This is a genomic window from Hymenobacter sp. (genome assembly GCF_036387835.1).
Lineage (GTDB): Bacteria > Bacteroidota > Bacteroidia > Cytophagales > Hymenobacteraceae > Hymenobacter.
In genome coordinates, this window is record NZ_DASVSY010000036.1 from 83,246 (window position 1) to 95,003 (window position 11,758).

Consider the following 11,758-nt stretch of genomic DNA (forward strand, 5'->3'; position numbering starts at 1 on the left):
CGTTTGAAGAAAATGACTTCCAAACCTATACATAAGTTCCTTGTGCTGCCCGCCATTGCGGTTGCAGCGGTTGGGCTCTCCATGTGGAGCACCACCCACAATACCCCCCTCGAAGCCAGTAGCCACCGCGAAGCGCCGTTGATTGCCGACGATCCGGTAGCTGACAACACCGACCTCTACGCCTTCGTGGACCCCAACGACGCCAACCGGGTGGTCGTTATTGCCAACTACATTCCGTTCGAGCTGCCGCATGGTGGCCCCAACTATTCCACCTTCGGTGAGGGCATTCGTTACGAGGTGCACGTAAAAAACGACGGCACCACCTCGGGCGACGACATTACGTACCGCTTCACGTTTTCGCGCACCAACCAAGACCCAACCACGTTTTTCAACGTGCGGCTGGGCCAGCAAAACCTGAAAACCACCTACACCTGCGAGAAAAGCGTGAATGGCGGCGGCTTTACCACCATCATCAGCAACGGGGTAGTGCCACCCAACAACATTGGGCCCCGCTCCATCGGGGGCGGCGCGGGCTTGAATACGCCCGTGTATGAGTCGCTGCGGACGGCGGCCATTACGCCTGCTTCGGGCGGGGGCGGCGAGCAGATCTTCTGCGGCCCGGCCGACGACCCGTTCTTTGCCGACCTCGGCGCTATTTTCGACTTGTCGAATTTGCGGCCGGGCAACGCCACCGACGGCCTCTCGCGCAAGAACTGCCACGCTATTGCTTTGAGCATCCCGATTGCGACGCTGCAGAAGGATGGTCAGCCAGTATCGGCCCGCGCCAACATCCTCGACCCTAACTACGTGATTGGCGTGTGGGCTTCGGCCAGCCGCCAGCAGCTGCGCACCTTCGATGCCGCAACGGGCGAGGGCGCCAGCGGCAACTTCGTGCAGGTGTCGCGCCTAGGCATGCCGCTCACCAACGAAGTGGTTAACCCCATTGGGGCCAAAGACCGTTGGAACGCGCTGACGCCTTACAACGAGGATGCTGTTACCGACGACTACCTCTCTAACCCCGAGTTGGGCTTGTACATGGATACCCGGCAGTTTGGCGGCGCGGTGCCGCAGCTAGCAGCCCTCGATATTCAAAGCAGCTCCCTAGCCGGCTTCCCCGGCTTGCCCGCTTCGGGCTTCGACTTCGGTAACACCCGCTCCGGCTTGTTCCCACTGAAAGGCAGCTCGGCCGTGGCCGGTACGGCGCTTGATGATGCCGCCTTCGGCAACTACCTATTGGTATCGGGCAAGCCCCGCTCGGTCGACATCAAGCCCATCTTCCACACCGGCGTGCCCAACCTGCCGCCCTACCAACTGGCCACCGGCAAGAATGGCAACCCACTGGCCCCCGGCAAGCCCTTCGTTAACAACTTCCTGCCCCTCAGCGGCGCCAACCCCGGCGGCGACATGCTGCGCCTGAACATGGCCGTACCGGCCACCCCGCGCAACTCGCCCGACTTCAGCAACCAGGGCTTGCTGGCCGCCGCCGTGCTCGGCCTCACCGATCCACGCTTCAACGGCAACACCAACATCGAGTTCATCCCCAACATGGACGGCTTCCCCAACGGACGGCGCCTGGAAGATGCCGTCGACCAGATCGAGTTGAAGGCGGTGGGCGGCGTTGTGCTGGCGGCTATCGGCTTGTGGTACGACGACTACACGCCTAGCAGCGCCACGCCCGTAACGCCCATTTTGGCGGGCGTGTTGGGCTTCACTACCGGCGTCGAGGCCAATGATACTACCTTCCGTTCCGGCTTTCCTTACCTGCAAACCCCATGGAGCGGTACCGGTTCGGCCAGTGGCCCAACCAACACCGTGGTCGTCCCCGACCTGACGGTGGCTTCGCCGATGGGCGTTGAGGCCGGCACGTACAACAACATTATCATCACCAGCACGGGCGTGGCTTCGTTTAACGGTCCGGTTCAAGTGAATGGCACCCTCACCGTCCGGACGGGCGGCGTGCTGAGCACCCAGGGCGTACTGGCTACCAGCTGCTTGCCCATCACGGGTTCGGGCAGCTTCGTGCTGGAGCCCGGCGCCACGCTACGGGTCTGCAACACAGATGGTATTGCCGCTACGGGCGCTACTGGTGCCATCCAGCTCGGCGGCACCCGCACGTATTCCGCCCAAGCCAACTACGAGTACAATGGCTCGGAAGCGCAGACCACCGGCGCGGGCCTCCCAACGCAGGTTCGCAGCCTAACCGTCAACAACAGTGCGGGCGTTACGCTCAACAATGGCGGCGTAGGTGTCGCGCAGACGCTGACCTTGACCAACGGCAACTTGAACACCGCGGCCGGCCAGATGCTGACCCTGCTCTCGTCGCCGACCTTAGGTACGGCGCTGGTGGTGAACACCAACGGCGCAGTAACCGGCCCGGCAACCATGCAGCGCGCCATCGACCCGGCCACCAACGCCGGCATGGGCTACCGTCACTACAGCTCGCCGGTCAGCAACACTACGTTAGCTGACCTGGGCACTAACACGAGCGGTTTCAGCCCGATTTTCAACCAGGCCTACAACACGGCCACCGACCCGAACAGCGTTACGCCGTTCCCGAATGTGTTCAGCTACGACCAACTGCGCGTAACCAACTCCGCCAACTCGGTGGCCGCGTTCGATCAGGGCTTCCTCGTGCCCCAAGCCAGCGACGCTATGACCGTGCTGGGCGGCTACACCGTCAATATCGGCGCCAGCTCGGTGGTTGATTTGACGGGTACGCTCAACAACGGGCCTATCACGCGCAACAATCTGATGCGCGGCTCGCAGCCGCAGAGTGGCTGGCAGCTGCTCGGTAACCCCTACCCTTCGCCGCTGGACTTCAGCCAGGTAACGGGCATCACGCGCACCAACGTAGACGATGCCATCTACGTGTTCCAGAGCACCGGGCAGTACACCGGCCAATACCGCAGCTACGTGAACGGCATCGGCAACCCGCTGGTATCGGCCATGCAGGGCTTCTTTGCCCGCGTAAGCGCCGGGCAAACCTCGGGTAGCTTAGCCCTCAACAACGCCGCCCGCGTCACCACGTTCTCGGCCACGCCAAGCTTCAACCGTCCCACCACCGACACCCGGCCGCTGGTGAACCTGCGCTTGCAGGGCAACTCGTTTATGCTGGCCGATGAAACCTACGTGTACTTCGAGCAAGGCGCTACCACCGGCTTCGATGCCCGCTACGACGCCTACAAGCTGCCGAGCTCTTCGGGCATGAGCGTGGGCAGTCTGATTGTAGGCGACGAGCTGTCGGTGAACGGCTTGCCGCCCATGGCCGGCCCAACCGCGACGCTAACCGTACCGCTAAACGTGAGCGTACCGGCCACCGGCACCTACACGCTCAACGCGGCCAGCATAGCCAACTTCGGAGGTAGCACGCAGGTGTTCCTGCTCGATACCCAAACCGGGGCGCGTATTGATCTGGCGCAGCAGTCGGCCTACAGCTTCACGGCGGCCACCACGGCGCTACCCGGCCGCTTCAGCCTGTATTTCGGTCCGGCCGCACCGCTGGCAACCAACAATGCCGCGCTGGCCAAACAGGTGCAGCTATTCCCGAACCCGGCCCACGGCAGCTTCACGCTGGTAGTGCCCGCCGAGTTAGGCCGTACGCCCGTTAAGGCCACGCTTTACAACCAGCTCGGGCAGGTGGTAGCCCAACGCACCCTCACCATGACCGCCGCCGGGGCCAGCACCCAATTCGACGTGTCGCGCGTGGCGCAGGGCGTGTATTCGCTGCACCTGGTGTCTGGCAAGACGCAGGTGGTGAAGCGGGTAGTAGTGGAATAACCAAGCAGCAGGCCACCAACTCGGGCCGGAACCGCCTGGCCTGAGTTGCGGCGGCCTTTCCAAACATCTTTCTCTAAGCTTTTCTTACGATGAAAACCCAAAAGATTCTAAGCGCCCTTTGCGGCACTATCCTGTGCGTGTTGCTCACTGCCGCCACCGCCTTCGCGCAAGGCCCCGGCTCGGGCGGCCCTACTCCCACCGCCGTTCCTATTGATGGGGGCGCGTCTTTGCTGCTAGCTAGCGGCGTGGCCTACGGCCTGAAGAAACTGCGTGACCGTCGACGCGCCCGTTAAACTCAGTTGTTGCTATAAAAAGCGCGGCCTGCCACTTGGCAGGCCGCGCTTTTTGGTTGACGCGAATTCAGCTACTGAACTAGCCGAATTCACGCGAATTCGGCTAGTTCATCGAGCAGCATGAGTTACTGCCGCTGCTCGGCAAGAAACTGCTGGTGGAAGGCAAGTTATTGGAAGCTTGGAAGATATTTTTGCCGACGGCGGAGCAGGCAGCAGCTTTGGAGGAATCAGTTTAAAGTCTCTATTTCTCAGAGGCCTACTCCATGGGAAGAGTACAAGCCACTGGACATATTATAGCGACGATATAGTTTTTCTAGAAGTTTGCTCCACTATTGAAGCAGAACTTGTAGCTGGTAATATTTACTTTTATGAAGATGTGATGTGGGCTGCAGATACAAGAGATTCTGGATTACAGCCCATTGATTTACTTGCTGTTTCACGGATTAGCAAATACAAATTTTAAAAATTATTTATTAATGAGTCCATATTAATCGGATAAATTCTGTCATTAGCTTCACTACTAAGTATAACAAATTGGTCGCCGTTTTGCGATTTTCTTACTATAATAATATCATTCGTATTTTTAAAGTTGGCTATTCCTTTAAGTGTGAAATGTCGGTCAAATCTATCATGCACCGATTGTTTGAATATTATCTTAGCTAAGCCATCTTTCTCATTTACTTCATACACATCATAGACCCCTTCAAGAAAGTATATGTTTGCCTGTTTAGAAGGCATAGGCTGTAAAGTAGCTGTATAGAATTCCTTGGTAATCCCGCGCATATCGACGTTGGGATGTAAATCCGCGATATTATTAGGTACTAGGTACGTAAGCGTTTTTGATTTCATGTTTATTTTATAAGGCCCACTCGGCTTTGATCTGGAGTCTTTTTCACCGAATGCTATATTCATAAAAAGGTTTTCTCCGGTTGCATCCATGAAGCCCTTGCCGCTAACAGTATAGGCATTGAGCCTCACCTCCAAATTGATCGTATTTTCCGCAATCGAATAACTGTACAAGTTAACGGATTTAGCCCTATATGTTGAAAGAGGTGATGATTTATCTATTTCATTAGCTAAGAAAAGATATAGCTTGTTAGGATCTTCACTCGGGACTATATCAATTGCTATCTGGTTAATAGCTTTCAGTTGAGTAAATGTTGAGTCTTGTAAGTTAAAACTAGCAATGAACTCATTATAGACGCCGTTCTCTTTTTTAGCATAAGACAGAAATAGCTTATCCATCTTACTTGATAATGTAGGATTTGCTATAATGCCCGGATAAGGAGGTAAAATTTCAGTGACAGTTGTGTCTTTTAGCTTTAATATATATAATCCTGTTTTGTCATTCCTATTCAATGGAAAAATGATTCCATCGTCTGTCGGGGTTGCCTGTACGTGTGGGAATATGGATATGCCTTCCTTAGCTGTTTTACAGCTAAATTGAAGAAAAGAAGCTATTAGGTTCATCATTAATAAGAAAACCAAGCGTACTCGTTTCATAATTTTGGCAGTAGAGGCAGCAAGTAATTATATTGTAGAATTGTTTTATATAATCCGATCGTTGTGAATACTAGGTTGATTCCATTTGTACGCTTCACCATAAAATAGGCCAGTGAAAAGTAAAGCATTAAGCAATACTTACCACTAACAATAACAACCACAACTAATTCCGCACGGCAATCATTAAGCTCAGTTCCTTGTAGCGCATGTTGAAGCGCTTGGCGATGGTGGCGTTGGTGAGGGAGCCTTTGTAGATGTACACGCCCGAGCGGAAATGCTCGTTGGAGAACAGCACCTCGTTGATGCCGCCGTGCTGGCTGATTTCCTGTAGGATTGGGGTGAAGATGTTGCTCAGGGCGTTGGTGGCGGTGCGCGGCACGCGGCTGGCAATGTTGGGCACGCAGTAGTGAATGACGTCGTACTTGCGGAAGACCGGCTTGTTGTGGGTGGTCATCTCGCTGGTTTCGAAGCAGCCGCCCTGGTCGATGCTCACGTCGATGATGACCGAGCCGGGAGCCATGCTGGACACCATGTTTTCGGGCACCATGAACGGGACGCGGCCTTCCTCGGCGTTGAGGGCGCCGATGACCACGTCGGCGCGGCGGATTTGCTGGCTGAGGGCGAAGGTGTCGAGGGTGCTGGTGTAGAGCTGGGTGCCGAGGTTCTGCTTGAGCCGGCGCAGCTTGTAGATATGGTTGTCGAACACCTTCACTTCGGCGCCGAGGCCAGTAGCGGCGCGGGCGGCGTATTCGGCCACGGTACCGGCGCCCAGAATCACGACCTGCGACGGGGGCACGCCGGTGATACCGCCCAGGATGATGCCTTTACCTTCGTTGGAGCGGGCCAGGTATTCGGCGGCAATCAGCATGACGGTGGAGCCGGCAATTTCGCTCATGGCCCGCACCACGGGCCGGGCGCCCGAGGGGTCCTTGATGAGCTCGAAGCTGATGGCATTCACCTTTTTACGGGTGAGGGCCATTACGTAGTCGGCGGTGAGGGTGCCGAATTGCAGGGCCGAAATCAGGGTTTGGTTGGCTTTCAGAAACTCGATTTCGTCCTGGGTGGGGGGGGCCACTTTCAGGATCAGGTCGGCTTCGTAGACTTCCTTCTGCGAGTAGGCAATGGTGGCGCCGGCTTCGGAGTAGTCGTGGTCGGAGTATTTGCTGGGCTCACCGGCCCCGCTTTCCATCACCACTTCGTGGCCCTCCTCGATAAGATGCTTTACCGCCTCAGGCGTGAGGCAGATGCGGTTTTCCTGGAGCGACGTCTCGCGCGGCAGCCCGATAAACAGCTTGCGCTTCCGTGTTTCCACGGCCAGCATAGATTCCTGGGTGAAGTAAGCGCGGCTCGTAGCCAACGACTCAAATCCGGGGGGTACTGCTTCGGGCATCTTTTCAATTAAAAATTGAGAAGTAAAAATCAAGAATCGTAGTCATTGTCTTGCCGGCTCTGGAAAGCAGCGTCGATAAGACAATCCTCAATTCTTGATTTTTAATTCTCTCGACTCGTCGCCGGTAACGGTGAGTCGGATAAGTAGTCGGTTGGAAGGTAAAAGGGGCTCAATGCGGCTGGGCCACTCTATAAGGCAAAGATAGCCAGAATCGAAGTACTCTAGCGCACCAAGTTGTTCTGCTTCCACCGGCGAGTCGAGGCGGTAGAAGTCGAAATGGTAAATGGGCTGGTTGTGGGCGTCGCGGTATTCGTTGACCAGGGCGAAGGTGGGGCTGCTCACGTCGCGACCGGGCACGCCCAGGCTCTCACACAGCGCCTTGATGAATGTGGTTTTGCCGGCCCCCATCTCACCTTCGAAGCAGACAATGGTATGACCCTGAATAGCCTCGCGTACTTGCGCGGCGGCGGCAGGCAGAGCAGCAAGCGAAGGGATTGATATTTCAAGCACCGGAGCAGACATGAACAGCAGGTTTTAGGGCGCAAGTTTACGCAAAGCCAATTTCTTCCGGGTGCTTACCTACGCTCCACGTCGATAACCCCCGCCTCAATTTGCTGGTTAAAACAAAGGCGGAGGCATTTTGCTTTGGCGTAGCAATGAACAGCAGGCTCTATCTTTGGCCGACCATACTACCTTTTTCTCATGCAAGTTTCGCGAATGGCAGGCAGCCTGATCGGCTCCGAAATCATCAAAATCGGCAATGAAGTAAACGATATGATTCGTAAGGGGGAGCAGATCTGCAACCTCACCATCGGCGACTTTGACCCTTCTATTTTTCCGATTCCGGCGGAATTGCAAGCAGAAATCACGGAGGCCTACCAGGCCGGCAACACCAACTACCCACCGGCCAACGGCATGGCCGCACTGCGCGAAGCCGCTACTGCTTTCACCAAGCAGCGCCTGGGCCTGGCGTATTCGCCCAACGACGTGCTGGTGGCCGGGGGCTCCCGCCCGCTTATCTACGCTACCTACCTGGCCCTCCTCGACCCCGGCGACCGGGTGGTGTTTCCGGTGCCGAGTTGGAACAACAACCACTACTGCCACCTTTCGGGGGCCGAGCCGGTGATGGTGGAAACCCTGCCTGAAAACAGCTTCATGCCCACCGCCGCCGAGCTAGCGCCGCACCTGCCCGGCGCCACGCTGCTGGCGTTGTGCTCCCCGCTCAATCCTACTGGCACCGTATTCTCGCGCCAGAATCTGCTGGAAATCTGCGACTTGGTGCTGGCCGAAAACCAGCGCCGGCAGCCCGGCGAAAAGCCGCTCTACCTGCTCTACGACCAGATCTATTGGATGCTTACTTTCGGTGAAACGCAGCACTTCGACCCCGTAAACCTGCGCCCCGAGCTACGCGACTATGTTATCTACATCGACGGCATCTCGAAGTGCCTGGCGGCGACCGGGGTACGCGTAGGGTATGCGTTCGGGCCGGCCAACGTTGTGGACGAGATGAAGTCCATTCTGGGCCACGTGGGTGCCTGGGCACCAAAGGCCGAGCAGGTAGCCACGGCCAAGTACCTGCCCCAAGCGGCAGCCGTAGACGACTTCACCACGCACTTCAAAGCCAACCTTCAGCGCAGCCTCGACGCGCTGCACAACGGCTTGCAGGACCTGAAGCGCCAGGGCCTGCCCGTTGACTCGATGGTCCCGATGGGAGCCATCTACCTGACGGCCCGCCTTAATGTGCTGGGCAAAACCACCCGGACCGGGCAAGTGCTGGCTACTACCAAAGACCTAACTTTCTACCTGATCAAGGAGGCCCGGCTGGCGCTGGTGCCCTTCAGCGCGTTTGGCACCTCCGACACGGCGCCCTGGTTCCGCATGTCAGTAGGCGGCGCGTCGTTGGAATCTATTGAGGCCGCGTTGCCACGGTTGCAGGCAGCTTTAGAAGCCTTGCGGTAAACGTAGTGGCTGGCTCCAACGAAAGGAATCCTGAGTGAAACAAGGAAAGCTTTTCGTTGGAGCCAGTGTGTAGCTGGCGCAAAGCTTTCACTTAGCGGTTGGCTTCGTTTGAGGTGATTTTTGCGAATATTGCATGTTTCTACACTGTTTTAGTGATAGAATAGCTATCTTTCCTCCACTTTGTCGGGTATTTTGTATTAAGAAATAAGATATCTAAGCAAGTAAGTTTCCTTGCATTGCGCTCTTACCTTAGCCTAAAGTGTTGTGCTTTAAGCTTTTGCTACTACACCTGTTGCACGCTCCGGGTTTTCATTCAACGGAAGGTGCTCATGCTTTTTGATTTTACCCGCCTGTTAGGGTCGTTTTCTTTTTCGACGGCAGCGTTTTTACTGTCAGTTTCTCCGCTGGTAGCTCAGGTACGGCTTGCGCCGGTTTCAGGCGTTGTGCGTGCCAGTGCCGGTGCCGCGGTAGAGGGCGCTACCATAACCCTACATCGAGCCCTCGACTCGGTGGCGGTAAAAACGGAATTCAGCGATGCTGAAGGACGTTTTTCCCTTGTCCCTGCCGCCCCCGGACGCTATCTTGTTTCGGGAGTGCAGCTCGGCTATGGTCGGGTTTGGGTGGGCCCGCTCGACGTTTCGGAAGCTGCCCTTTCGCCGCTGGCCCTCACGCTGACGGCCAGTGCCGTGCAACTACAGGGCGTAACCGTAACCGGCGAAAAGCCCCTATTCGAGCGGCTGCCCGACCGCACCGTGGTGAACGTGGAGAACAGCAGCCTCTCGAGCGGCAATACCGTTCTTGATGTGCTGGGCCGGGCGCCGGGCGTGGCCGTGGGTGGCAACGACAACTTGGCGCTGCGCGGTAAGCAGGGGGTGCTGGTACTGCTCGACGGCAAGCGCGTGCCGTTAACCGGGGCCGATTTAGCAACGCTGCTCCGCTCGTTGCCCGCCGAGCAGGTTCGCAGTATCGAGCTGATTACCAACCCGCCGGCCAAGTATGATGCGCAGGGCGGGGCCGGCATCATCGCCATCAACCTCAAGAAAGACCAGCGCTTCGGCACCAATGGCAATGCCAACGCCAGCTACGGTCGGGGCAAGTACGGCAAGTTCACCACGGGCCTCTCGCTCAACCACCGGAGCAAGGCCGTGAATGTGTACGGCACCTACGCGTACACCGACCGGCCCGGCTTCCAGAACCTGGCCTTCGACCGGCTGTACTACCAGGACGACCGACTAACTTCCCGCAGCGACCAGTACAACAAGCGGCGCATTGGCCTGGTATCGCACTCCTGGCGGACCGGCCTCGACTACACGGCCAGCCAGAGCACCACATTTGGCATTGCAGCGAGTGGGCTAGGCCGCCGCGTGCCCGTGGACGCCACCAACACGTCGGTTTTTACGGATGATACCAATACGCCAACGCTAGCCTACACGGCCCGCACTGAAAGCGAGGTGCGCACGCCCAACGTCGGCGGCAACTTCACGTTTCGCCACACCTTCCGCCCCGATTCGGCTGGCACGCCCGAGCTAACCGCCGATGCCGACCTGGCCTACTACGGAACCGACCGCAACCTGGCGCTGGCTACTACCTATCAGTTTCCCCAGCTAAGCCCGCGCTTACTAACGAGCGACCAGGACGGCACGCTTACCATTTACTCCGTCAAGGCCGACTACGTTCTGCCTTTGCCGAATGGCCTGCGGGCCGAAGCCGGGGTGAAAGCCAGCTGGGTACGCTCCAACAACGACGTGCTGTTTTACAACACCGTGGACGGCTCCAGAACCCTCGACCCCAACCAATCCAACAGCTTTCGGTACCAGGAAAACATCCGGGCCGCGTACGTTAACTTGAGCCACACCAGCCCCAAGCTGACCATCATGGCTGGTTTGCGGGCCGAGCAAACGGAAGCAATCGGCCGCCAAACTACGGGCAACAGCGGCTTCGACCGTAACTATCTGCAGCTGTTTCCCAACTTGAGTTTACGCCGCACTATCTCGGAAACCCACGAAATGGGTTTCTCCCTGAGCCGCCGCCTCGACCGGCCGACCTACAGCCAGCTCAACCCGTTTCGCTTTTATATCGACCCCACTACCTACCGGGCCGGCAACCCCGGCCTACTTCCCCAAACCAGCTACAACATCGAGCTAACGCACACCTACCACAAGCTCACAACCGGCTTGAGCTACGCTTACACCAGCAACCCTATTCTCACGGTTTATCAGCTCGACAGCAACACGGCAGGAGTATTGGTGGGCCAAACGGATGCCAATCTGCGCAACGAGCATTATTACGCCTTCACGCTGGCCGTCCCGCTCACGCCGGCCAAGTGGTGGCAGTTATACGCCAACGCCGAGCTGTTTTACATTTATTTCAACGGCACCTTTTCAGGCTCCACTACCCTGCCGGGTCAGGTCGGCGCCATTCTGAGCGCCAACAACACGTTCAACTTGGGCAAGGGCTGGTCGGCCGATTTGAGTGGCAGCTATAACTCCCGCGAGCAGTACGGCTTCGAGGTTGTCCGCTCGTATGGGCAAGTGGCGGTAGGTGTGCAAAAAACCGTGCTGGCGGGCCGGGGTACCTTACGGCTCAACGGCACCGACCTATTTTACACTGCTCCGGTGCGCTCCTCTGCCCGCTACGCCATCCTCACGGCCAATCAGCGCTCCGCCCAGGACACGCGCGTGGGCACTTTCTCGTTTGCCTACCGCTTTGGCAGCAACGAAGTAGCTCCCGCCCGCAAGCGCGCCACCAGTGCCGAGGATGAGAAACGCAGGGCCAGCGGACAATGAACTGCCCTTAAAATACTGTCAATGCGAGTATGTGATGTTGCGCCAACGCG

Annotated in this window: 8 protein-coding genes; 5 read left to right on the forward strand and 3 right to left on the reverse strand. The window is 57.3% G+C overall.

Annotated elements, in window-relative coordinates:
- Positions 1-12 precede the first annotated feature (12 nt).
- The 3 genes from VF639_RS07070 to VF639_RS07080 all read left to right on the forward strand — a co-directional run bounded on the left by VF639_RS07070 (position 13) and on the right by VF639_RS07080 (position 4,533).
- Positions 13-3,777 carry a DUF4331 family protein gene (locus tag VF639_RS07070; RefSeq protein WP_331145191.1) on the forward strand — a complete coding sequence of 1,255 codons (3,765 nt, stop codon included), beginning with the start codon at positions 13-15 and terminating at the stop codon, positions 3,775-3,777.
- An 89-nt stretch (positions 3,778-3,866) separates the two neighbouring features.
- A complete protein-coding gene (locus VF639_RS07075) occupies positions 3,867-4,070 on the forward strand; it encodes a PID-CTERM protein-sorting domain-containing protein (RefSeq protein WP_331145192.1) in 204 nt (67 codons plus the stop codon).
- Between the two features lie 178 nt (positions 4,071-4,248).
- On the forward strand, positions 4,249-4,533 hold the full coding sequence (locus tag VF639_RS07080; protein ID WP_331145193.1) for a hypothetical protein: 285 nt from the start codon (positions 4,249-4,251) through the stop codon (positions 4,531-4,533).
- Here the strand turns inward: VF639_RS07080 and VF639_RS07085 are convergent.
- The 3 genes from VF639_RS07085 to tsaE form a co-directional block, all read right to left on the reverse strand.
- Positions 4,530-5,573 (reverse strand): hypothetical protein, encoded by a 1,044-nt coding sequence (locus VF639_RS07085; RefSeq protein ID WP_331145194.1) that lies wholly within the window; start codon positions 5,571-5,573, stop codon positions 4,530-4,532. The two genes, VF639_RS07080 and VF639_RS07085, sit on opposite strands and share 4 nt — an antisense overlap.
- A gap of 163 nt (positions 5,574-5,736) precedes the next feature.
- The gene (locus tag VF639_RS07090; protein WP_331145195.1) at positions 5,737-6,963 is read right to left on the reverse strand and encodes an alanine dehydrogenase; all 1,227 of its coding nucleotides are present in this window, start codon (positions 6,961-6,963) and stop codon (positions 5,737-5,739) included.
- 87 nt (positions 6,964-7,050) lie between these two features.
- Positions 7,051-7,485 (reverse strand): tRNA (adenosine(37)-N6)-threonylcarbamoyltransferase complex ATPase subunit type 1 TsaE, encoded by a 435-nt coding sequence (tsaE, locus tag VF639_RS07095; protein ID WP_331145196.1) that lies wholly within the window; start codon positions 7,483-7,485, stop codon positions 7,051-7,053.
- A gap of 180 nt (positions 7,486-7,665) precedes the next feature.
- Here tsaE and VF639_RS07100 point away from each other — a divergent pair, with 180 nt between their 5' ends.
- Together VF639_RS07100 and VF639_RS07105 are read left to right on the forward strand one after the other, a co-directional pair.
- Entirely contained in the window at positions 7,666-8,922 is a 1,257-nt protein-coding gene (locus VF639_RS07100) for a pyridoxal phosphate-dependent aminotransferase (protein WP_331145197.1), read from the forward strand.
- Positions 8,923-9,251: 329 nt separating this feature from the next.
- Positions 9,252-11,708 carry an outer membrane beta-barrel protein gene (locus VF639_RS07105; protein WP_331145198.1) on the forward strand — a complete coding sequence of 819 codons (2,457 nt, stop codon included), beginning with the start codon at positions 9,252-9,254 and terminating at the stop codon, positions 11,706-11,708.
- Positions 11,709-11,758: the final 50 nt, after the last annotated feature.

Bases quoted from the DNA above. Each gene is read 5' to 3' on its own strand.
- VF639_RS07070 (WP_331145191.1), top strand. From the start codon at position 13: ATGACTTCCAAACCTATACATAAGTTCCTTGTGCTGCCCGCCATTGCG.
- VF639_RS07075 (WP_331145192.1), top strand. From the start codon at position 3,867: ATGAAAACCCAAAAGATTCTAAGCGCCCTTTGCGGCACTATCCTGTGC.
- VF639_RS07085 (WP_331145194.1), bottom strand. From the start codon at position 5,573: ATGAAACGAGTACGCTTGGTTTTCTTATTAATGATGAACCTAATAGCT.
- VF639_RS07090 (WP_331145195.1), bottom strand. From the start codon at position 6,963: ATGCCCGAAGCAGTACCCCCCGGATTTGAGTCGTTGGCTACGAGCCGC.
- tsaE (WP_331145196.1), bottom strand. From the start codon at position 7,485: ATGTCTGCTCCGGTGCTTGAAATATCAATCCCTTCGCTTGCTGCTCTG.
- VF639_RS07100 (WP_331145197.1), top strand. From the start codon at position 7,666: ATGCAAGTTTCGCGAATGGCAGGCAGCCTGATCGGCTCCGAAATCATC.
- VF639_RS07105 (WP_331145198.1), top strand. From the start codon at position 9,252: ATGCTTTTTGATTTTACCCGCCTGTTAGGGTCGTTTTCTTTTTCGACG.